Annotated in this window: 20 protein-coding genes and 1 pseudogene; 9 read left to right on the forward strand and 12 right to left on the reverse strand. The window is 69.0% G+C overall.

The window, feature by feature from the left end; all coding sequences use genetic code 11:
• Nucleotides 1–7: 7 nt before the first annotated feature.
• Nucleotides 8–280, reverse strand: a complete 273-nt coding sequence (locus ACIBB8_RS26695) for an SHOCT domain-containing protein (protein WP_398956234.1) — start codon at nt 278–280, stop codon at nt 8–10.
• A 258-nt stretch (nt 281–538) separates the two neighbouring features.
• Complete coding sequence (locus tag ACIBB8_RS26700; protein ID WP_398956236.1) at nt 539–1,414, reverse strand: universal stress protein; 876 nt, start codon at nt 1,412–1,414, stop codon at nt 539–541.
• A 412-nt stretch (nt 1,415–1,826) separates the two neighbouring features.
• Between ACIBB8_RS26700 and ppk2 the strand changes: the two genes are divergently transcribed.
• The 4 genes from ppk2 to ACIBB8_RS26720 all read left to right on the forward strand — a co-directional run bounded on the left by ppk2 (nt 1,827) and on the right by ACIBB8_RS26720 (nt 4,472).
• Complete coding sequence (gene ppk2 / locus ACIBB8_RS26705; protein ID WP_398956238.1) at nt 1,827–2,648, forward strand: polyphosphate kinase 2; 822 nt, start codon at nt 1,827–1,829, stop codon at nt 2,646–2,648.
• A 63-nt stretch (nt 2,649–2,711) separates the two neighbouring features.
• Entirely contained in the window at nt 2,712–2,855 is a 144-nt protein-coding gene (locus tag ACIBB8_RS26710; RefSeq protein ID WP_398956240.1) for a hypothetical protein, read from the forward strand.
• 263 nt (nt 2,856–3,118) lie between these two features.
• The gene (locus ACIBB8_RS26715; RefSeq protein ID WP_398956242.1) at nt 3,119–4,120 is read left to right on the forward strand and encodes an Acg family FMN-binding oxidoreductase; all 1,002 of its coding nucleotides are present in this window, start codon (nt 3,119–3,121) and stop codon (nt 4,118–4,120) included.
• Nucleotides 4,121–4,190: 70 nt separating this feature from the next.
• On the forward strand, nt 4,191–4,472 hold the full coding sequence (locus ACIBB8_RS26720) for a dsRBD fold-containing protein (RefSeq protein WP_398956244.1): 282 nt from the start codon (nt 4,191–4,193) through the stop codon (nt 4,470–4,472).
• Between the two features lie 302 nt (nt 4,473–4,774).
• Here ACIBB8_RS26720 and ACIBB8_RS26725 read toward each other — a convergent pair whose 3' ends face one another.
• The 4 genes from ACIBB8_RS26725 to ACIBB8_RS26740 all read right to left on the reverse strand — a co-directional run bounded on the left by ACIBB8_RS26725 (nt 4,775) and on the right by ACIBB8_RS26740 (nt 9,810).
• A complete protein-coding gene (locus ACIBB8_RS26725) occupies nt 4,775–6,592 on the reverse strand; it encodes a multicopper oxidase family protein (RefSeq protein ID WP_398956246.1) in 1,818 nt (605 codons plus the stop codon).
• A gap of 340 nt (nt 6,593–6,932) precedes the next feature.
• Nucleotides 6,933–8,111 (reverse strand): acyl-CoA dehydrogenase family protein, encoded by a 1,179-nt coding sequence (locus ACIBB8_RS26730; protein WP_398956248.1) that lies wholly within the window; start codon nt 8,109–8,111, stop codon nt 6,933–6,935.
• Between the two features lie 103 nt (nt 8,112–8,214).
• Nucleotides 8,215–9,372 (reverse strand): methyltransferase, encoded by a 1,158-nt coding sequence (locus tag ACIBB8_RS26735; RefSeq protein WP_398956250.1) that lies wholly within the window; start codon nt 9,370–9,372, stop codon nt 8,215–8,217.
• Between the two features lie 231 nt (nt 9,373–9,603).
• Nucleotides 9,604–9,810, reverse strand: coding sequence for a hypothetical protein (locus ACIBB8_RS26740; RefSeq protein WP_358861364.1), 207 nt, complete (start codon nt 9,808–9,810; stop codon nt 9,604–9,606).
• A 217-nt stretch (nt 9,811–10,027) separates the two neighbouring features.
• Here ACIBB8_RS26740 and ACIBB8_RS26745 point away from each other — a divergent pair, with 217 nt between their 5' ends.
• The 3 genes from ACIBB8_RS26745 (at nt 10,028) to ACIBB8_RS26755 (ending at nt 12,641) form a co-directional block, all read left to right on the forward strand.
• Nucleotides 10,028–10,858 (forward strand): endonuclease I family protein, encoded by an 831-nt coding sequence (locus ACIBB8_RS26745; protein ID WP_398956252.1) that lies wholly within the window; start codon nt 10,028–10,030, stop codon nt 10,856–10,858.
• A gap of 324 nt (nt 10,859–11,182) precedes the next feature.
• The gene (locus tag ACIBB8_RS26750) at nt 11,183–11,506 is read left to right on the forward strand and encodes a hypothetical protein (protein ID WP_398956255.1); all 324 of its coding nucleotides are present in this window, start codon (nt 11,183–11,185) and stop codon (nt 11,504–11,506) included.
• Nucleotides 11,507–11,861: 355 nt separating this feature from the next.
• Nucleotides 11,862–12,641 (forward strand): SDR family NAD(P)-dependent oxidoreductase, encoded by a 780-nt coding sequence (locus ACIBB8_RS26755; protein WP_398956257.1) that lies wholly within the window; start codon nt 11,862–11,864, stop codon nt 12,639–12,641.
• A 307-nt stretch (nt 12,642–12,948) separates the two neighbouring features.
• Here the strand turns inward: ACIBB8_RS26755 and ACIBB8_RS26760 are convergent, their stop codons facing one another.
• Together ACIBB8_RS26760 and ACIBB8_RS26765 are read right to left on the reverse strand one after the other, a co-directional pair.
• The gene (locus ACIBB8_RS26760) at nt 12,949–13,512 is read right to left on the reverse strand and encodes a hypothetical protein (RefSeq protein ID WP_398956259.1); all 564 of its coding nucleotides are present in this window, start codon (nt 13,510–13,512) and stop codon (nt 12,949–12,951) included.
• 98 nt (nt 13,513–13,610) lie between these two features.
• The gene (locus tag ACIBB8_RS26765) at nt 13,611–14,105 is read right to left on the reverse strand and encodes a DUF1269 domain-containing protein (protein WP_398956261.1); all 495 of its coding nucleotides are present in this window, start codon (nt 14,103–14,105) and stop codon (nt 13,611–13,613) included.
• Between the two features lie 120 nt (nt 14,106–14,225).
• Here ACIBB8_RS26765 and ACIBB8_RS26770 point away from each other — a divergent pair, with 120 nt between their 5' ends.
• Both ACIBB8_RS26770 and ACIBB8_RS26775 read left to right on the forward strand, forming a co-directional pair.
• Nucleotides 14,226–15,341: a chemotaxis protein gene (locus tag ACIBB8_RS26770; protein ID WP_398956263.1), complete on the forward strand. Its 1,116-nt coding sequence runs from the start codon at nt 14,226–14,228 to the stop codon at nt 15,339–15,341.
• Between the two features lie 402 nt (nt 15,342–15,743).
• Nucleotides 15,744–16,067 carry a plasmid stabilization protein gene (locus ACIBB8_RS26775; protein ID WP_398956265.1) on the forward strand — a complete coding sequence of 108 codons (324 nt, stop codon included), beginning with the start codon at nt 15,744–15,746 and terminating at the stop codon, nt 16,065–16,067.
• A gap of 272 nt (nt 16,068–16,339) precedes the next feature.
• Here the strand turns inward: ACIBB8_RS26775 and ACIBB8_RS26780 are convergent, their stop codons facing one another.
• The 4 genes and pseudogenes from ACIBB8_RS26780 to ACIBB8_RS26795 all read right to left on the reverse strand — a co-directional run bounded on the left by ACIBB8_RS26780 (nt 16,340) and on the right by ACIBB8_RS26795 (nt 19,806).
• Nucleotides 16,340–17,758 (reverse strand): NADP-dependent succinic semialdehyde dehydrogenase, encoded by a 1,419-nt coding sequence (locus ACIBB8_RS26780; RefSeq protein WP_398956267.1) that lies wholly within the window; start codon nt 17,756–17,758, stop codon nt 16,340–16,342.
• Between the two features lie 219 nt (nt 17,759–17,977).
• Complete coding sequence (locus ACIBB8_RS26785) at nt 17,978–18,445, reverse strand: ATP-binding protein (RefSeq protein WP_398956269.1); 468 nt, start codon at nt 18,443–18,445, stop codon at nt 17,978–17,980.
• A 273-nt stretch (nt 18,446–18,718) separates the two neighbouring features.
• Nucleotides 18,719–19,379: pseudogene (locus ACIBB8_RS26790) on the reverse strand (molybdopterin cofactor-binding domain-containing protein); the annotation flags it as partial.
• A 40-nt stretch (nt 19,380–19,419) separates the two neighbouring features.
• The gene (locus tag ACIBB8_RS26795) at nt 19,420–19,806 is read right to left on the reverse strand and encodes a hypothetical protein (RefSeq protein ID WP_398956271.1); all 387 of its coding nucleotides are present in this window, start codon (nt 19,804–19,806) and stop codon (nt 19,420–19,422) included.
• Nucleotides 19,807–20,131 lie beyond the last annotated feature (325 nt).

Consider the following 20,131-nt stretch of genomic DNA (forward strand, 5'->3'; position numbering starts at 1 on the left):
GCGCTGTTCACGGCTGTTCACGCAGCACCGTGAGGCGGCGTTTGTACTCGTCCTCGTCGATTTCCCCGCGGGCGAACCGTTCTGCGAGCAGGTCTTCGGCTCGTCGGCTTCCCCATGCTGCCTCACCGGGGCGCGGACCGGGCTGGTAGCTGCGGCGGGTGCGGGTGAGGTAGTTGATGAGGGCGACGACCCCGACGATCAGCAGCGACCAGAAGACAACCATGATCACCGCCATGAAGAGCAATCCACCCCAGCCCCAGTGGCCCTCGTACCACATCATGCCGATCACCTTCTTTCTGACGGCCGACCGCCGACAGTTCCAGGGTGGCGCGGCGCGGGACCGTTGAGGAGAGGAAATATGGGCCCTGCCGGGGGCTGAACGGCCCGTACCGATCTGTACGGGGGCGGTCGCTGACGACAAGACGATCAAGGCGTGGGCCTCACGTGCCTCGGCACGCGGGAGAGAGCGGCACATCGACGGCTCACCCACGTGGCCGGCCCGTTGTGTCAACGCGTCGGCCCTGTGTGGTTCCTCGCGTCAGTCGTGGGGGACGACGGCGACCGGACAGCGCGCGTGATGAACGGCGGCCTGCGCCACGGGTCCGAGGTGTGCCGCCAGAGGGCGGCGGTGCCGGCGTCGGCCGACGACCAGCAGATCGGCACCCTCGGCGGCCCGTACGACAGCCTTGGCAGGGCTGACAAGTGCCGTGCTGTCGGTGACGTCCACCTGCGGGAACCTGTCACGCCAGGGGTGGAGGGTCTGGCTGAGAAGCTTGTGTGCGTCCTGAACGATTCCTTCCGCCACGTCATGGTCCACGCCCCAGGGCACGTATGCGTCCACCGGCAGGCTTCGGCCGTGGGCAACCCGAAGAGGCATGCCTCGCGCAGCAGCGGTCTCGAAGGCGAATTGAAGCAGGTCGTCGCAGGGCCCGTGCAGTTTGAGCGCCACCACCACGCCGCCTGTCGCAGTTCGAGTGGACTGTGAGCCGTCTCTGTCCGCACTGGCTCGCACGAGGACCACCGGCCGCTCGGCGTGTGCCACGACGGGCATGCTGATGTCGCCGAGGAAATAGCTCTCGAGGGGCGTCAGCCCCCGCGAACCGAGCACGATCATCTCGGACTCCGATGCCGCTCGCAGAAGCGCGTGCTCGGCGTCGTCGGCGACCAGGCTGCCGACGACGGGGAGGCCCGGGTGGTGTGCCTGGAGCTCCGTTCGCGTGTTGCGCACGATCCGCCTCGCCCAGTAATTCTGATCCATCTCGGCGGGAATGCGGGTCGGTTCCGGCACCAGCAGAGGCCACGCGTGCAGCAGGCGCAGCGTGAGCTTGCGCCGCTCGGCTTCGTCGGCGGCCCAACGGGCAGCGGCCAGGCTCTCGGGTGACCCGTCGAGGCCAACGGTGACGCATGGCTCCATGACGACTGCCTCCGTCTCGTAAGAAGCCGGAACGACGATGTGGAAGCCGCATTTCCGCACTGCTGTGACCCCTGTGCCCCGGTCCAGGGCGTGCGGGATGACGGCAGGGGATCGACGGGGTGAGCACCTACGCAGACGCCCCGGGCACGGGTTCCCTTGACGATGAGTACCCCAGATCCTCCGTGGGCGCATGCGGAACCCGGCGGGGCGCGCCGGGGAGGAACCCGGTCCGCGCGCGGCGGAGGCGATCCATGCGTGGCCGGAACACGCGGCCGGGAGTGGTCGACGAGATGCTCAAACCGATCCGCTCGCCGGCCTGGCTCACCGATCGGGTCGTTCCGCATCTGCGCAGCGAGGCCCGTGCGGCCCTGACGCTTGACTTCGACCACGGTCTCCTCCGTAACGTCATCCCATGTCGGACGAGAAGGACTCGGGCGGGCCCGGAAAGCTGCCACGCTCGGTGTACGAGCACGAGCTGTACCGGCTCCAGACCGAGCTCGTAAAGCTCCAGGAATGGGTTCGGGCCGAAGGTGCACGGCTCGTCGTGGTGTTCGAGGGGCGTGATGCGGCAGGCAAGGGCAGCACGATCAAGCGCGTCACCGAGCTCCTCAATCCCCGGGTCGCACGAATCGTCGCGCTGCCGCAGCCCACTGAGCGCGAGCGCAGCCAGTGGTATTTCCAGCGCTACGTCGAGCATCTTCCAGCCGCAGGGGAAGTGGTCCTGCTCGACCGGAGCTGGTACAACCGCGCGGGAGTCGAGCGCGTCATGGGTTTTTGCACCATGGAGGAACACCAGCGGTTCCTTCGCCAGTGCCCGATCTTCGAGCGGATGCTGGTGGAGGACGGCATCCTGTTGCGCAAGTACTGGTTCTCGGTGAGCGACGCGGTGCAGGAGCAGCGATTCCGGCGTCGGCTGGAAGATCCCACCCGTCGATGGAAGCTCTCGCCGCTGGACCTGGAATCGATCAGCCGCTGGGAGGCCTATTCGCGGGCGAAGGACGAGATGTTCGTCCATACGGACACCTCGGAAGCCCCCTGGTACGTAGTCGAGAGCGACAACAAGCGGCGGGCACGACTGAACATGATCGCCCATCTGCTGTCGACCGTGCCGTACGAAGAGGTCACTTGGCCGGCGATCGAACTGCCTCAACGCCCGTCGGCCACCGGATACCAGCGTCCGCCGAGGGATCTTCAGACGTACGTCCCCGACCATGCGTCAGAGCTGTGCGAATGAGGCGGGCACGTCTCGTACGGTCAAGTCGCCAGAGGGTATGACAGCCACGGGACAGTCGGACCGGTGAAGCAGGGTGCGAGCGACCCGGCCGAGGCGGGTGCCGAGATGACTGCGGGCGCGCTCAGCGGCAGTTTCGACGATGCTGTCGGCGAGCGCCTGCTCCGAAGTGCGACCGAGGCCGAGTACCGGCGCGGCACCCTCGAGTAACCCGGGGTGTGCCCGCGCTCACCGGTCGTGTCCGCGACGCCGCCCTCATTCCCGCCGCCGCCCGCCTCGTTCAGTCCGCGGAAGGCGTGGTCGGCGTGGAGTGCCGACGCGAAGGAGTGGCATCCGGCTGGGTCCGGGAAGGGACTGCGCCCGCCGAGGAGCCCATCCGGTCCGATCAAGGGACGAACGGCCCATACGCACCGGGCAACGGTCCACTCCATGCTGAAGACATCAATCATTCCCGCCTCCCCGGGAGACCCACGATGCCAACCGAAGCACTCGACGACACAACGCTGAACGGCCTCGTCGCCGATGCCACCGCCGCCCCGTCCATGCACAACGCCCAGCCCTGGCAGTTCCGCTACGGGCGCGGCAGCCGGACGCTCACCCTCTTGGCGGACCTCGACCGCGCGATGCCGGAAGCCGACCCCGAAACCCGAGCACTGCACGTCGGCTGCGGCTCGGCCCTGCTGAATCTGCGGGTTTCCGCTGCTCACCGCGGTCTGGAGGCGGTCGCCGCACTGCTGCCCGTCCCCTCGGCCCCGACCGTAATGGCCCACGTCCGGCTCGACAGTCACCCCGATGCCCCACGGAAGCCCGAGGACGAAGCCCTCGCCGCTCTCCACCCCGCGATACGGGAACGGCACACCAGCCGCTACCCGTTCGACGAACAGACGATCCCCGAGGACATCCGCGGGCGCTTCGCCGACGCGGCGCGCGCCGAGGGCGCGGACTTCGCGTTCCTGACCCCTGTCCATCTGGAGACCGTGCTCGAACTGATCCGGGACGCCGAGGGATACGACCGCGGGGACCCGGCACGCGAAGCCGAGCAACGGCGCTGGACCCGGGACACGCACACCGAGGCGCCCGTCGACGGAATCCCGGACTACGCCTTCGGCCCCCGCGACGCCTCCGAACGGGCGACCGTGCGCGATTTCGCGGGCACCGCCGTCTTCGCGGGCCGGGCCCGCGTCCTGTTCGAGAACCGGCCCCAACTCGCTCTGCTGAGCACTCCGGGCGACCGTCCCGAAGACTGGCTGCGCGCCGGTCAGGCCCTGGAACGCGTCCTGCTCACCGCCACACTCCACGCGGTGTCCACCTCCTTCGCGACACAGCCCCTCGAATGGCCGGATCTGCGATGGATCCTGCGCGACCCCGTCTTCGGCACGGGACACGCGCAGATGATCGTCCGCCTGGGATACGGGCCCACAGGACCGCGTACGCCACGTCGCCCCCTCGAACAGGTACTGACGATCGAACCGTAAGAAGGACCGCGCTCCAGATGAATCGTCTCCCCGGCAGCCTGGAGTTCTCAGCGGAAGGAAGTACCTGGCCATGCCCCGGCACACCAGCACCGAGAAGCCACGCACCAAGCAGTGGAGCGTGCGCCTGGACCTCTTCGAGGAAGGTGATCTCACCAAGGTTCATGCCATCCTCGACACCGGTGACACCACCCTTCAGAGCCGCGCCTCCGCCCAGCGCAACCCTCACGACGCACCCGTCCCCGAGATCGGCGACGAGTACGCTGCCGGCCGGGCCCTGATCGACCTCGGCAATCAGCTGCTCCGGGCCGGAAGTACGGACACCGCGCCGAGCGACGTCGCCACCTCCGGGTGACAGGTGTCCGAGTCCTCAGCGTGGGCACCAGCAGCCATTTCGGGTTCGCTCAACGGTGAGGTCGGTCCTCCTCGATCGCGCCGAAAGGCCGGCGGTGTGCGGCGCGGGCATGACGGTCGGGGTGCCGGACTCGATCGCGTAGGCGCAGGGATCGGGCAGGGCGAACAGGTCGTTGTCGCACCTGGCGTCGGGGAACTGGAAGCAACGCTCGGATTCCACGAACCCGGTGGTTTCCGCACACCATGAGAAGGAAGGACCCGAACACCGGTGACTCGGCCTGCCTGACGGCATAGGTTCCACCTTCATCCGACGGTGTAGGGCCGCATCATTTCGTTGTCTTCGTGTTCGAGCATGTGACAGTGCCAGACATACCGGCCCGCCCGGTCGAATGTCGCCTTCAGCCTCGTCACGGCACCCGGGTAAGCGACTGCTGTGTCCTTGAACCCGCTCTCCCATAGCTCGGCAGGCCGGACGGCACGGCCGCTCTGTTGCCGGTCGAGAACCTGGAACTGGACCTCGTGGACATGGATCGGGTGGGCATCCTTCGTGAGATTGTGAATCTCCCAGATCTCGGTCGCACCCAGGGCCGGATTCTCCGTGACGGGGTCGTCCCAGCGCATCGGCACAGCAGCTCCGTTTCGATCCAGGGTTCCGAGCAGCAGTTGCCGGGGGCCGATGTACGGCAGCGATGCGGAGTTCTGCTCACTGAGGGAAAGCCGTCGGATGCGGCTCGCCTTCCCCAACGGCTCGAACGACGGCAGCGACAGCTGGGCGGGTGGGACGGTCGTGTCCGGTGCAGTGAGTGCTCCGACCGTGAGCTTCATGACCTGCCCGGTGGTGGCCGGGTCCGCCGGGGAGAAGTCCGTACCCGCCTTCCCGCCCTGGAATGCTTTGTCGGGGCCCTCGTTGATGAGATACAACTCGGTCCCGACCGCGAATGACGCGAAGTCGACGATCACGTCGGCGCGCTCGGCGGGAGCGATAAGCAGTTGGTCGCGCTGTACGGGCGTGGGGAGGAAGCCTCCTTCGCTGCCGATGTGCCAGAAGGGGAGGGCGGGGGCCGCGGGTCTGTGGGCGAGCGGGCGGGTGACGATCTTCAGGATCAGGTACCGCGAGTTGCATCCGTTGAGAAGCCGGAACCGGTAGCGGCGCGGTTCGACGTGAAGGGCCGGCCAGGTTCTCCCGTTGGTCACGATCGTGTTGCCGAAGAACTCGGGGTTCCAGATCGGAGGGATGTCGCTGCCCGGGATGTAGGGGCCCCTGAATCCGTCGAAGGCAGTGCGCCCGGCCGGGTAGAAGAGGCTGCCGTCGACGTGGAACGAGCGGTCCTGGATGGCGAGAGGGATCTCGTAATACTTCCGGCCGGGCGGATCACCGGGCCGGGGTGCGGGACCGGGCAACACTCCACCGGGAAGGTCTGCAGGTCCGCCTCGCAGAAGGTAGAACCCCGCCAGTCCGGCGTAGACATTCAGCCGTGTGACCCCCAGTGCGTGATCGTGGAACCAGAAGGTCGAGGCTCTCTCCGCATTGGCATACTGGAATACGGCGTCCCCCCGGCCCCAGGTGTCGCCGAACCGGTCTTCGAACTTGTCCTTGAACTCCTCGTAGAACGAGCCGACTTCAGCGTATCCCGCGGGAATGTCAAGCGCGTCGGGAAGATACCAGGCTGCGGTGTAGCCATCGCTCTCCTCCGAGTTCCGCCCGCCATGCAGGTGCGTCACGATCGGCACCGGGCCCGAGTACGGTCCGGGTGTCGAGCGGAATCCGGGACGTGAGTCCCGGGCCGACGCACCGCCCGGAGGGTTCGCCCAGTGCAGGGTGGGGTCGACCGGCAGCAGGTGCGGCAGGTAACGGCCTTTGCGATCACGCAGTTGGTTTTTCCACCTCACCCGCGCAGGCGTTCCGAAGCGGGCCTCGACGGTGAACGCGGGGTAGTGGAAGCTGCGCGGATGCAGAGTTGAGCCGTACCCCCACACGGTCGTCGCCGGCAGGCCGGGGGGCAGCACCTGCTGCGGGAACTGTCGCACGCCGATCACGTAGTGGTCGATGCGATCAGCGGCGCCGCCCCCGGCCTGCGGCATGGCGGGCGGGACGACGAGCGGCGTGACGTACTTGTCCACCTTTCCCGGATCCAGAAGGCCCCCACCGGCCGGCGCCCAGAGCCATGGAGCCACGTAACTGGCCGGAAGGAGCGCGAGCATTCCGCCAGCCGCTGCCTGCACTGCACGCCGCCTCGTGACCACCCGCGCCCTCCAGCACTCGCCGGGCTGACCCCAGCCCTGCTGTCTGCCCCAGCTCTGCCCGGCGTTGAGACCGCCAACAAGTACCGGGCATCATCAGGTTGCCGCAGACGGTAAATCAGTGCGTTGCTGAAATACTCCGGACGAGGAATCTCTCGACCACCGCCGACGGCAGCCAAGTCGCCACCGGCGGATCTGGGCGTGCTGGGACCACAACCGCTCAGCGGCGTACGCGCGGCATCCCCAGGCCGATCCACGAGATGATTTCCCGCTGTATCTCGTTGTTGCCACCGCCGAAGGTGAAGATGACGGCGGACCGGTATCCCCGTTCGAGTTCGCCGTGCAGGACGGCGCCCGCCGAGCCTTCCTTGAGCGGCCCGGCAGAGCCGAGGATCTGCATCAGCCAGGCGTAGGCGTCGCGGCGCGCCTCGGAGCCGTAGACCTTGACAGCCGAGGCGTCCTGCGGGGTGAGGGTGGAGCGCTGGACGGCGGAGACCATCTGCCAGTTGAGGAGCTTCATGGCGTCGAGCCGGGTGTGGGTCCGGGCGAGGAGAGCGCGGACCCAGCCGAGGTCGATGACCCGGCGCCCGTCGGCGAGCTCGGTGCCGAGGGCCCAGCGCTGCACGTTGTGGAGGGCGCGGATGGCCATGGTGCCGTGGGCGGCGAGGGTGACGCGCTCATGATTGAGCTGGTTGGTGATGAGCCGCCATCCCTTGTTCTCGTCGCCGACGCGGCGGGAGACGGGGACGCGGATGTTCTCGTAGTAGCTGGCGGTGGTGTCGTGCGAGGCGAGGGTGTTGATCAGGGTGCAGGAGTATCCGGGGTCGCTCGTGGGGACGAGCAGCATGGTGATGCCCTTGTGCGGCGGCGCGTCGGGATCGGTACGGACGGCGAGCCAGACCCAGTCGGCGGTGTCGCCGTTGGTCGTCCAGATCTTCTGCCCGTTGACCACATATGTGTCGCCGTCGCGTACGGCGCGGGTCTTGAGGGCCGCGAGGTCGGTGCCCGCGTCGGGTTCGCTGTAGCCGATCGCGAAGTCGATCTCGCCTGACAGGATCTTCGGCAGGAAGTACGCCTTCTGTTCGTCCGTGCCGAACTGCATGATCGTCGGGCCGACGGTGTTGAGTGCCATCAGGGGCAGCGGTACGCCCGCCTGGGCTGCCTCGTCGAAGAAGATGAACTGTTCCATCGGGGACAGGCCGCGTCCGCCGTATTCCGTGGGCCAGCCGACGCCGAGCCAGCCGTCGGTGCCGAGGCGCCGGATCGTCTCGCGGTAGAAGCGTTTCTGGGCGGCGGGGTCGTCGTATCTGGCGTAGGCGTTGTCGGGGACGAGTCCGGCGAAGTACGTGCGCAGCTCGGCGCGCAACTGCTGCTGCTCAGGCGTGTATTCGAGGTGCACGGCCCCTCCAGGAGTCTCGCGGTCGCGTCGCCCGTGTGCGGTGGCGCACACAGTAGAACGTGTTGCAAGAATCCGGAAGGGCCGCGGAGCCTTACCCGGGGTGTCAGCGCTTGACTGCGCGCAGCACGACGAACTTCGGGTCACCGGCGACGGTGGCGCAGTTGCCGAAGATCCGGCGCAGCTGCGTGTGGTACCCGAGGTGCCGGTTGCCGACGACCCACAGCTCGCCACCCTGCCGCAGCACGGTCCGCGCCCCATGGAACATGTTCCGGGCGGTGGCGTCGGTGGTCGCCAGGTGCGAGTGGAACGGTGGGTTGTTGAGCACCAGGTCCACACTGCCCGGGGCCAGGTCCGCCGTCCCGTCACCGACCAGGAAGCGGGCTTCGGCGTCGGCGCCGACATTGGCACGGAAGGTCGCCTCGGCGGAGGCGACCGCCTGGTAGGACTCGTCGACGAAGGTGACCGCCGATCCGGGGTTGGCGAGCGCGGCGGAGGTGCCGACGACCCCGTTGCCGCAGCCCAGGTCCACGACGTGGTCGTGGCCGGTGCGCTCGGGAAGATGGTTCAGGAAGAAGCGGGTGCCGATGTCGAGGCGCTCGGCGCAGAAGATCCCGGCGTGGTTGACCACGGTCCGGCCGGAGATCGCGCCGACGTCGCCGGGCAGCTCGTACCGGTACGGCCAGGGGCTGGGGGTGCGAGCCAGGGCCGGGTCCGGGATGCAGAAGATCAGCCGAGCCTTCTTCACCGCGAGCGAGGTGCGGGTGGGGCCGATGATCCGCTCGAACAGTTTGAGGGTGGAGGTGTGGATCTCCTTCACCATGCCGGTACCGATGACGATGGTTCCGGCGTGCACGGCGGGCGCGAGCCGGTGCAGCTGATCCTCCAGAAGCGCGAGGCTCTTGGGAACCCGCACGAGAAGGACATCGATCCGGTCCGGCGGGGTGTCCCTGGCCGACAGAAGACGTACGGCGTCCTCGTCGTGGCCGTTGCGGGCGAGGTTCGCCAGGGTCGCACGCTGGGCGAGGTACGAGTCGGTGATCTGTACGGGGCGGTGCCCGGCCAGCACCGTACTCAGGGCACCCCAGCGGTCGCCCACCACGACCACGGTGCCGGTCAGCTCGACCGGCGTCGCACCGTCGGCCCCCTCCAGCTGCCGGAGCAGATATTCGTCGGCAGCGTCCCAGGCGCGGAACGGGTCGCGCGGGTGCTCGGGGTAGCGGGCGAGCTCGTAATCGCCCTTTGACGTCGTCAAACGGTTCATTGTGCGTTCAGGCTAGCCGAGCGGTGGGGAGCACCCACACGCTCCCCACCGCACCGGCCGCCCGCTAAGGGCCTGTCGGGCGACCTCTGATCGGGCGGCCACGGCGTGGCACGCACGCTTCCGGTATTGCCGAAATGCCCTAGTAGCTCCACTTACGAGGCCATCCCGGCGCCTTGGAATCGCACGCACCACGCCGCGTCCGCTCTCCGATCGGAGGTCGCTCGGCAGGGTCTAAGGCAGCTGCTTTTCGATTGCCGCCCGGCCCTCTCGTGCCAGTCGGCGCTGTGCCCACTCCAGATTCTGCGGAGTCAGGTCCCGCCCGGAGGCGAGCACCAGATCCTCTGCCGACGCGTTGTCGCTCCCGCCGGTGTGCAAGAGGCTGTCCGGGGTCACCCCCCGGGCCAGGGATACGGATACGGATTCGGGGTCTTCGCTCATACCGCCTCCTCGTCCTTGCGGCAATTCTCGCCCTGCGGCTCCAGGAGCGCATCCGAAGGCTTCACTTGACCTGCACATGATAAGTACGCAGCGTTCACGCCCGTATCACGGTGCGTGTGGAAGGCTCCCGCTGACCGTTTACCACACGACCACCACGGCGCCGCCCCCGCCCTGTGACGGCGTCGCGGTGCCGCATGCCCCGGAGAGGACACCCCACATGTCCCGTCGCCGCCCTCACTACCGGCGCCCATTGCTCGCCACCCTCGCCGCCTTCGCGGTTCTCGCCGGCACGGCCGCCGCCGCACCGGCGACGCCGACCGCACCCCGGACCGCACCGGCGGCCGCGACGCCGCTCACCACGCTCGACGACACCTACTACCAGAGCGCAATCGGCAAGACCGGAACCCAGCTCAAGGGCGCCCTGCACTCGATCATCAGCGTCCAGTCGAAGATCTCGTACAGCCAGGTCTGGGACGCGCTCAAGAACACCGACCAGGACCCCGCCAACTCCTCGAACGTGATCCTTATCTACTCCGGGCGCTCCGCGCGGAAGAGCGACAACGGCGGCTCGGTCGGCCAGTGGAACCGTGAGCACGTCTGGGCCAAGTCGCACGGCAACTTCGGTACCACCACCGGACCCGGCACCGACATCCACCACCTGCGCCCTGAGGACGTCACCGTCAACTCCATCCGCGGCAACAAGGACTTCGACAACGGCGGCAGCGCGGTGAGCGGGGCGCCGGGCAACTACACCGACGGCGACTCCTTCGAGCCGCGCGATGCGGCCAAGGGCGATGTCGCCCGCATGATCCTCTACATGGCGGTGCGGTACGAGGGCGACGACGCCTTCGCCGACCTCGAACCGAACGAGAAGGTGAACAACGGCGCCGCACCGAACATCGGCAGGCTCTCCGTGCTGAAGCAGTGGAGTCAGGAGGACCCGCCGGACGCCTTCGAAAAGCGGCGCAACGACGTCATATTCAACCAGTACCAGCACAACAGGAACCCGTTCATCGACCACCCGGAATGGGTCGAATCCATATGGTAGAAGGGCCCATTCGCAGTCCTGTGCGATGGAAGGGCTCGCCGAGGACGGCAAGGAGTACGACCAGGGCTGATGCGTGTGAGGCGCGTTGGTGGCGATGTCGCGCCACTGTGCGCTGCACGTTTGGCTGGGGGAACGGGGTCGGCGAGACGGCCGTCATCTGCGCCCCGCCGGCATCCAGCGGTCACAATGGCAGTAAAAACGCGTCCGAGATTGCCGAGGTCCGGCATTGCCAGGTCCCACCAGGTCCGGCAACCATATGGACGACTCCGGAACGGGCGTTATGCACGTTCCGAACCTCACCTGACCGGAAAGCGGAGTGGACTCATGGCGTGGGTGGCAGGAGCGGGCATGCTCATAGGTCTGCTGGCGATCGCATTGGGGATCATGACGCTCTGCACCGGGTGGATCCTGCCCACGGCGCGCCGCCACGTCACCAGACCCCAGCTCCACGGCCTCGGCGCCCTGGCAACGGGCGCATCCCTACTCATGCAGGGCCTCTTCTACTTCCGGATCCTGCCGAGTGCCTCCTGGGAGGTCCGCTTCTTCGGCGGAAACGCCCTCTTGTTCACCGGTCTCCTCCTCATTGCCACCAGTCAGCTGCTGTCGCCCCGCCGAAGCCCCGACCACACTGATCCCTCAGGCGCCTGAGAGGTCGTTCTCTCCCGGTGTTCCTTCCCGTGGATTGCGTTTCGTCCCGTGGTGTCGGGTCGCACCGGAAACGGTGGTCTCGCCGGTGAGACGGCGGGTCATGACGTCGGTCATGGCGAGGTGGATCAAGGCTTCGGAGCGGGTGGGCAGGGTTCGTAGTCGTGGACGAGGCGGCGGTGTTGCATCAGCCATCCGTAGGTTCACTCGCCGGCCCATCGTTTCAGGAGCGGGGTAAAGCCCCTGTTTCTCGCGTTGGGCGACTTCCATGTCGATCCCAAGACGGGCGGCGTGTGAGAGGGCGTGCTGGGCGGTGCGACGGGGCAAAGCCTGCCGGGAGGGGCACTAGGGTGCGGGCATGATCTCGCATAGCTACCTCTCCGAACTCTTCTCGCTGGACGACCGGGTCGCCGTGGTTACGGGCGGGAGTTCAGGCATCGGCCGAGCCATCGCCGGGGCTCTCGCGCGAGCGGGGGCGGGCGTGGTGATCGTGGCGCGCAAGGAGTCGGAACTGACCGCCACGGTCGACGACCTGACGGCGAACGGCTGCCGGGCGGCCTGGGTGAGCGCCGACCTGAGCACCCGCGACGGGGTGCGCGCGGCGGCGGAGCAGGCAGCCGAGGTGTTCGGCGAGCCCGACATTCTCGTCAACAGCGCCGGGATCAACCTGCGGCCGCCAATGGGCGAGCTGGGCGAGGAGGTGTGGGACGCCACGATGGCGGTGAACCTGGAGGCGCCCTACTTGTTGGGCCAGCGGTTCGGGCCCGGCATGGCCGAGCGGGGCTTCGGGCGGATCATCCACATCACCTCCCAGCAGGCGCACCGGGCGTTCGTCCAGAGCGGCGCCTACGGGGTTTCCAAAGGGGCGCTGGAGTCGCTGGCCCGCTCTCAGGCGGAGGCATGGTCGCCGCATGGCGTCACCTGCAACACGCTGGTGCCCGGCTTCGTCATGACCCCGCTCAATGCGCGGTTGTCGTCCGACCCGGAGAAGGTAGCGGCGCTGGCCGCGCGCACGATGGTCGGGCGCAACGGCTTGGCCGAGGACTTCGCCGGCGCGGCCGTGTTCCTGGCCAGCCAAGCATCCGGCTACGTCACCGGGCAGGCGATTTTCGTCGACGGCGGGTTGTCCGTTCATTGAGCTCAGCACCGCATGAAATCCCGGGCGCAGGCTGCTTCGACCAGCGAGCGTGAGCATTCCTTCTGTCCCCGGAGCACTTCCCAGGGCAGGGCAGCTCTGCCCAGACGTAGGTGTCCGGGTGCAGTCCCCCGCCGCTCATGCAATGCCAGTAGGCCACGTCGGCCGCCATCAACCGGGGCATCTTGCCAGGGCAGATCTGGATGCAGTCGATGAGTTACCCGACCCGCTCCCCCCGCGAAGCGGCTGAGCAGTTCCCGCAGAACGTCCGACACTGCACCGGCGGCGGCGCACACCTCGCGCCCCGTCGTCAGCTGCGCTCGGCCTGGGCGATCCGGGGGAACGACTTGACGCCCGCCGCCTTACGGCTGTTCGCGTGCTGGCTGACCGTCCTGCCGGGCGGGGCGTCCGCGAAGCCGAGCACCACGGAGTCGAGGACCTTGCCCGACGCATCGACGAACTCCACCCGGACCGCGTAGAACGCCGGCTTGTCGGTGGGGTTGGTGACGCGGACCAGGGCGCTTCGGAACTGCTCGGACTTCGCGACCGGCAGCCCGGTCACCGACACGTCCTTCACCGCGTTCCCTTGCCCCTGGACGCCTGCGAGCTGCTTGGTCGCCCGCTGCCTATTGCGTTCGACCTCGGCGGAGACCGAGGCCGCGAATGACTCGTGGGTACGCGGCGAGACGCTCGGGGACGGCGACTCGGACGGGCCCGGGGACACCGTACGGGTGCTCCTGGCCGTGCCCGGCGCGGTAGTGGAGCCGCCGCAGGCGGCGGTGCCGGCGACGATCACCGCGGCCAGCAGGGCGGGGGTCAGGCGGCGGGCGGTGCGGCCGCCGAGGGTGCGCCGCAGGGGGCGGGACTGGTTCACGGACACTCCGGGTCTGCTCGGGAAAGTGGGTTGACGGCAAACGGTAGGGCGGGGGGACACACCGGACGAACCGGTTCAGCCGGGCTCCTCCACTCGGGTCACTCGGCGTCGTCGCCGAAGACCTCGCGGAGCCGCGCCTCGCTGAGGGTGTCCAGGTTGCTGTGGAGGAGCTCGGCCCCGCCACCGGGGAGCGCGCCGCTGATCCGGTCCGGAACTTCGTCCGTGGTCAGCAGGAAAAGCGCCGAAGTGCCGGGCGTCACCTGCTTCTTGACCTCGGCGATGAAGTCGTCGTCGATGCCGACGTCGGCCAGCCTGCCACCCAGCGCCCCGGCCGCCGCACCGATGGCCGCACCCAGGAGCGGCATCAGGAAGATCAGCCCGAAGAGCATCCCCCAGAACGTGCCGCTCAAAGCGCCCGCGCCGACCAGGTTGAGCAGTTGCTTGGTCTTCGGCTTGGCCTTGTCGGCCGGCCAGCTGACCACCGCGGCGTCGAGGATCCTGATCAGCCCCTCCTTCTGCAGGGACTTGAGCGTGGTCTCCACCTCCTCCGCGCCCTCGGCCGACTGGAACTTCCACACGGTGAGCGTGGACATCGGGCATCCCTCCTGAGGCAAGGTCATGCAATTCGCTCATATTAGGATCAAAAGGTATGAATTGACTCGTCGAAATCGCCCGCTCTGCACGGGAGTGGGCGCAATCCCCCGGAGGGAACTATGGATACGGACGCCCTGACCGCCGGCCTGCTGCGGGAGCTGCGAGCGCCCAAGCCCTATCCGGCTGTGTCCCTGACCATGCCGACGCACCGACAGGCTCCGGACAACGCCCAGGACGCCGTACGGCTGCGCAACCTGCTCTCCGAAGCCGAACGGCGGCTCGATGCCGATCCCGCGGTGTCCCGGGAGGCCAGGGCGGCCATCAAGACGCAGCTCTCCCGCGCGGTCGACGAGGTGGATACGCGCCGCAGGCTCGACGGTCTGGTCATCCTGGCCACGGCGCACGAACATCAGATCTGGCTGCTCCCCCGCACGGCGCCCGAGCGGGTGATCCTGAGCGACACCTATCTGACCCGGAACCTGGTGGCCGCGAAGGCCCTGGCCGAGCCGTACTGGGCGCTGACCGTCGCAGCCGACCACGCGACGCTGTGGAGCGGAACGGTCGGCTCCGTGCACCAGGAACAGACCGGTGGGTTCCCGCTGACGATTCCGCAGGAGAAGCCAAACCCGCAGCGCGAGGAGCAGATCGGCGACACGCCGAGCACGTTCTCCGACGAGGAGACGCGCATCTTCCTGCGCTCCGTCGACGAGAAGCTGCGTGCCGTCCTGGCCGCCGATCCGCGACCGATGTACCTGGTCGGTCTCGCCCCGGCCCTCGCCCTGCTGGACGAGGTCGGCGGGACCACCAAGCCGGCAGTCGGCCGGGTCACGAAGGGGGTGCCGGCCGATCTGTCGCCGAGCGACTTCCTCAAGGAGCTCGCACCCGCTCTCGACAAACGCCGGGCGGATGTCGCCGCGGAGGTCGCGGCCAGGCTCGACGACGCCCGCAGCCGCCGTGCCTACGCAGGTGGTCTCGACGAGGTGTGGGCAGCCGTGCGGGAGGGGCGGGCCGCTCTCGTCGCGGTGGAGGAGCAGTTCCAGCAGACCGTACGGGTCACGGACGAGCACCTGGAGCCGATGCCCGCGGACGCCGTGGGCACAGCCGACGGGACGATCCGCGAGGACATCGTCGACGAACTCGTCGAGGCGGCACTGGACAGCGGCGCGGACGTGGTGTTCCTCGCCGACGACTCGCTGGCGGAGCACGGGCGGATCACGGCAGCTCTGCGCTATTGAGCAGGAGTCGCTGAGCGGGGCGAGCACCCCAGGTGAACAGGGCCGGTGCGGGCGCGGCGCTACGCGGGACGGCGGACAGCCTCCGGTCGGCGGGCCGCAGCGCCCGCGCCGCTTCGAGGGCGGAGAAGGCCGGGGGGCCACCCGCGGCGCGCCCAGCGACGACGCCCGGTCGGCCCCCGACGGCGCAAACCAGGCCCCCGGTGGGCGGCTGGGCTGTGATCACGGCGCCGCACGGCTGGACGGACGAGGACACGCCGGGCCTTGCGGCTGCCCGGGCGGCCGCAAGGCCCCGCACCGGGGCGGATCCGATGCGTGCCCCGGAAGCCGCTGGGACACTGGAGAGGGCGCCCCTGGCCCCGTCCCGCAGAAGACACAGCACCCGGGAGAGGAAGTGACCGCACCATGCCACCCGGATCCAGTGCCAAACATGTGCGGCAGTACGAACACATCAAGGAGAGTGCGCAGGAGCGCGGAGTGAGTGAGGAGCGGGCCGAGGAGATCGCGGCGCGCACGGTGCACAAGGAGCGTGCCCGCACCGGCGAGTCGGGGGCCGCGAGCGATCTGTTCGTCCATGACCTCTCGTCCGTGCGGCGCGGCGGTCCGGGCTCCCCCAGCGGAGCCGAAAGCCCCACCCGCGACCAGCTCTACGAAGAGGCCAGGAAGAAGAACGTCAAGGGGCGCTCGAACATGACAAAGTCCCAACTGGCCAGGGCGGTCGGCCGCTGAGCGCTCGCCCCTGCCGGCCGGCGTCCGCCTCGCGGTCCGTCCGTGCGCCTGCTCGGCAGGTCGCAGACGGTACGCGCCGGCGTCACGGGGCAGCCTGGGCGTGTTTCGTAAGTCCCGCCTGCCTCGCGACGCCTGGCACGCACGCTCGCTGCGTTGTCGGGCTCGCCCCGATACGACCGGTATCGGGGCGACCCTCCGTCTTGCGATCGCACGCACCAGACGCCGCCAGGCCCGCCCTACGGGCGGACGCCGCTGCTTTCGAAACACGCCCCCTAGCTGCCGTCCGCCTCGGGGCCGTACCAGACCGTCGTGGCGTTGCAGAACTCGCGAATCCCGTGCCCGGAGAGCTCCCGTCCGTAGCCGGAGCGCTTCACTCCGCCAAAGGGCAGTGCGGGGTGGGAGGCCGTCATGCCGTTGAAGAAGACACCGCCCGCCTGCAGATCACGCACGCACTGACGGCTGTCGTCGGCGTCACGTGTCCATACGTTGGAACTGAGACCGAAGGGGGTGTCGTTGGCCAGGGCCACGGCCTCGTCCAGGTCGGCCGCCCGGTACAGCGTGGCGACGGGGCCGAAGGTCTCCTCGCGGTGGATCCGCATGGCCGGGGTGATCGCACTGAGGACGGTGGGGGCGTAGAACCAGCCGCGGTCCAGCCTCGCGCCCAGGCCGGTGGGCCGGCTGCCACCGCAGAGCACCGTCGCGCCCTGCCGTACGGCGTCGTCCACCAGCTCCTCGATGTCGGTGCGGCCCTGTTCGCTGGCGAGGGGGCCGATGTCGGTGGACTCCTGCTGCGGGTCGCCGACCTTCAGCGCGCGCATTCCCGCGGTGAACTCCTCGGCGAACTCGTCGTACACATCCGTGTGCACGATGAACCGTTTGGCGGCGATGCAGGACTGGCCGTTGTTCTGCACGCGGGCGGTCACCGCTGTACGGGCGGCCTGCCGCACGTCGGCCGAGGGAAGAACGAGAAAGGGGTCGCTGCCGCCCAGTTCCAGCACGGTGTGCTTCACCTCGTCGCCTGCGATCGCCGCGACCGAGCGGCCGGCCGGCTCGCTCCCGGTGAGGGTGGCGGCGACGACCCGGGGGTCACGCAGGATGGACTCGACCGCCCCGGACCCGACCAGCAGCGTCTGGAAGCAGCCTGCCGGGAAACCCGCCCGGCGGAACAGGTCCTCCAGGTACAGCGCGGTCTGCGGCACGTTCGACGCGTGCTTGAGCAGGCCGACGTTGCCCGCCATGAGCGCGGGGGCCGCGAACCGGACGACCTGCCAGAGCGGGAAGTTCCACGGCATCACGGCGAGGACGGGGCCCAGCGGACGGTAGTGGACATAGGCCCGGGAAGCTCCGGCGTCGGTCACATCGCCGGCCGGAGGGTGCTCGTCCGCGAGAAGTCGCTCTGCGTTCGCCGCATACCAGCGCATGGCCTTGGCGCATTTCGCGGCCTCCGCACGGGCCGCCTTGACGGGCTTGCCCATTTCGGTGGTCATGGTACGGGCAATGTTCTGCTGGTCCTCGTCGAGGAGGTCGGCGGCCCGGTTCAACAGGCGGGCTCGTTCGCCGAACCCGGTCGTACGGTACTCCCGGAACGTGGTGTCCGCGGTCGCGAGCCTGCGTTCGATCTCCGCGGCTCCCAGTGCGTCGAACGTCTTGAGGGTCTCGCCGTTCGCGGGGTTGACCGTCGCGATGGGCATGACTGTCGCCTCCTTGCCTCGGTTCTTCGACCGTGCCGCGCCACGCCCCGTCGCGCAACGCGGGCCCTGGTGCGGGTAACCCGACCGGCTCGGACTGCGCGTGCTGTGAGCACGTCATCCGCGCCGGTGGGCAGGGCAGAGTTCTTCGCGTATGGACCTACGTACCGGTCCGGGCGGCGGGTGCGCGCTGCCGGTTTCGTGGGGCAGGCGGCGGCCGCGTCAGACGAGGGCGGGCTCAGAGACGGGCGGCAGCAGAAACTCGCCTACGCCGGGCAGCGGCGTGCGCGGCACCAGATCGGTATTGCGCGGCGCCTCGGCGTAACGGGTGAACCAGACGACCTTGCCGTCGAGTGTCCGGCAGGTGCCCCAGCTATGGCTCAGGGCCATCACACGGCTGAGACCACCGCCGCCGGTGCTGAGCAGCCGCGGCATCTCCGAGCTGTTGTCTTCGACGGAGACCGTGAGGTGCCGTCCGGACCAGCGGAGTTCGACGACGCAATGGTTGTCGTCACCGACGTGCCGGTGGACGTTGGTCAGCAGCTCCTCCACGCCCCGGCACACCGGCCGGACGTGGAGTTCGAGGCTCCAGTGGCGCAGATGCGCGGCGACGATCCGTCGCACCTGGGTAACGCGCTCTGCCGATACCTGGAGTTCGACCAGATAGTGCCGGTCGGGTGGAACGGTCATCGTCGAGGCTCCTCACATCGAGGCCCACTTGCTTCGCCCGCTGAAACCACGACCCCCCGAATACGAAGAGTGAGCAGATGTCACTGTTAGGTCACTCCTTAGGGTGACCCGGTAGGACCGGTTGCGCAACACGTCGACCGACGAGCCGCAGCGACGGGACGGGGAAGCCGTCCCGAAAACCCAGCTCAGCGCGGAGAGGGACAAGCAGGACCTGCGCGCCAAGCAGTGTCATGCCCATGAACTCACCGCCGATGTGCCACGCTTCACCGAAGGTCAGGGCAGATACGGCAACAGCTTGTCCGGAGTGACCGGAAGATTGCGCAGCCGGGCTCCGGCGGCATGCCGCACCGCGTTGCCGATGGCGTCCGCGGCCCCGACGACGCCGATCTCGCCGATGCCCTTGCTGCCCATCGGGTTGAGATGCGGGTCGTCCTCGTCGATCCAGTGCGCCTCGATCTCCGGAACGCCGGCACAGACCGACACAGAGTAAGAGGCGAAATCGTTCTGCGTGAAGTCGCCGAAGAAGGGGTCGATCGCGCTGCCCCCGGTCAGCTTCATGCCGAGCACCGTGGTCACGCTGCCCGTGAACTGGCGCCGAACGCTAAGGGAGTTGAGGGAGTGTCCGGCGGCGAAGACGCCGAGCATGCGGCGCACCCGGACCTCACCGGTGCGGCTTTCGACGGTGACTTCGGCAAAGGGCGCGCCGAACGCATGCCGTGCGTAAGGGGATTGCGCAGCCGTCTCCTCCGGGGTGTCGGCGGTGACCGTGAGGCCGTCGCCCGGCAGGGGTCCGGTGCGCTCGCGCAGGTGTCGTGCCGGCGCGGTGGACGCCTTGTGCACGGACCAGCCCCGGGAGACCCGCGGAACCGTCGGCCAGGATCACTTCAGGCGGCGCGCTGCTGCCGATGTCGATCCGGACGTCGGCCACGGGGGCAGCTCGAGGGCGGTGAGCCGCGCCGGTTCGATTCTGCGCCCTACCGGCTCTGCAGCCGCAGGCGAACCTCCTCCTCCTGGTCACCGGAGACCGTTCCGACGACCTGCACCGTGAAGGCGTCGGCAAGGTGTCTCCTGAGCTCCTCGACCGCCCAGTAACCGCCCTGCACATCGAGCTTCACGGGTTTGCCCAGCGCGACGGGACCCGAGACCACCCGCGCCTCGGAAACGTCGACGGTCACGGTCCATACCGTGGGGCGCTTTCCCGCCAGGTCCTGCGGCACGTCCGCCAGGGCCCGGTCAGTGGCGAAGGCGGCCCGCAGGACGTCGAAGACCGTTCGTGCATCATCCTTCGCGCATCCGCTGATGGCGACCGACACCTCCTTTCCGTGCCGGCTCTCCTCCGTCTGCGACTGTGTGCTGTTCACCGGGGTTCCTTCCGCTCGGAGTTCTGCCGTACGTCCCCACACCGGGGACCGACGGTGTGGACCGGATCCTCGGCGGACGCGGCAATCCCGAATCGTGCGCGGGCCGGACCCGCGAGCAGCGCCAGTCCGACGTCGACGGCGGACGCCCAGCGGTTTCCGAGCGCGGCTGGGGGGGGGGGGCGGGGGGGGGGGGGGGGGGGGGCGGGGGGGGGGGGGGGGGGGGGGGGGGGGGGGGGGGGGGGGGGGGGGGCGGGGCGGGGGGGGGGGGGGGGGGGGGGGGGCGGGCCGCGGGCGCCGGGGGGGGGCCGGCGGCGGGCCGGCGGGG

It is taken from the genome of Streptomyces sp. NPDC051286 (genome assembly GCF_044455345.1).
GTDB lineage: Bacteria > Actinomycetota > Actinomycetes > Streptomycetales > Streptomycetaceae > Streptomyces.

What these genes read in the sequence shown, in the direction of transcription:
- ACIBB8_RS26720 (WP_398956244.1), top strand. Translation starts at nt 4,191, where the DNA reads ATGCCCCGGCACACCAGCACCGAGAAGCCACGCACCAAGCAGTGGAGC.
- ACIBB8_RS26740 (WP_358861364.1), bottom strand. Translation starts at nt 9,810, where the DNA reads ATGAGCGAAGACCCCGAATCCGTATCCGTATCCCTGGCCCGGGGGGTG.
- ACIBB8_RS26780 (WP_398956267.1), bottom strand. Translation starts at nt 17,758, where the DNA reads ATGCCCATCGCGACGGTCAACCCCGCGAACGGCGAGACCCTCAAGACG.
- ACIBB8_RS26700 (WP_398956236.1), bottom strand. Translation starts at nt 1,414, where the DNA reads ATGGAGCCATGCGTCACCGTTGGCCTCGACGGGTCACCCGAGAGCCTG.
- ACIBB8_RS26775 (WP_398956265.1), top strand. Translation starts at nt 15,744, where the DNA reads ATGCCACCCGGATCCAGTGCCAAACATGTGCGGCAGTACGAACACATC.
- ACIBB8_RS26755 (WP_398956257.1), top strand. Translation starts at nt 11,862, where the DNA reads ATGATCTCGCATAGCTACCTCTCCGAACTCTTCTCGCTGGACGACCGG.
- ACIBB8_RS26785 (WP_398956269.1), bottom strand. Translation starts at nt 18,445, where the DNA reads ATGACCGTTCCACCCGACCGGCACTATCTGGTCGAACTCCAGGTATCG.
- ppk2 (WP_398956238.1), top strand. Translation starts at nt 1,827, where the DNA reads ATGTCGGACGAGAAGGACTCGGGCGGGCCCGGAAAGCTGCCACGCTCG.
- ACIBB8_RS26715 (WP_398956242.1), top strand. Translation starts at nt 3,119, where the DNA reads ATGCCAACCGAAGCACTCGACGACACAACGCTGAACGGCCTCGTCGCC.
- ACIBB8_RS26745 (WP_398956252.1), top strand. Translation starts at nt 10,028, where the DNA reads ATGTCCCGTCGCCGCCCTCACTACCGGCGCCCATTGCTCGCCACCCTC.
- ACIBB8_RS26765 (WP_398956261.1), bottom strand. Translation starts at nt 14,105, where the DNA reads ATGTCCACGCTCACCGTGTGGAAGTTCCAGTCGGCCGAGGGCGCGGAG.
- ACIBB8_RS26770 (WP_398956263.1), top strand. Translation starts at nt 14,226, where the DNA reads ATGGATACGGACGCCCTGACCGCCGGCCTGCTGCGGGAGCTGCGAGCG.
- ACIBB8_RS26735 (WP_398956250.1), bottom strand. Translation starts at nt 9,372, where the DNA reads ATGAACCGTTTGACGACGTCAAAGGGCGATTACGAGCTCGCCCGCTAC.
- ACIBB8_RS26695 (WP_398956234.1), bottom strand. Translation starts at nt 280, where the DNA reads ATGATGTGGTACGAGGGCCACTGGGGCTGGGGTGGATTGCTCTTCATG.
- ACIBB8_RS26750 (WP_398956255.1), top strand. Translation starts at nt 11,183, where the DNA reads ATGGCGTGGGTGGCAGGAGCGGGCATGCTCATAGGTCTGCTGGCGATC.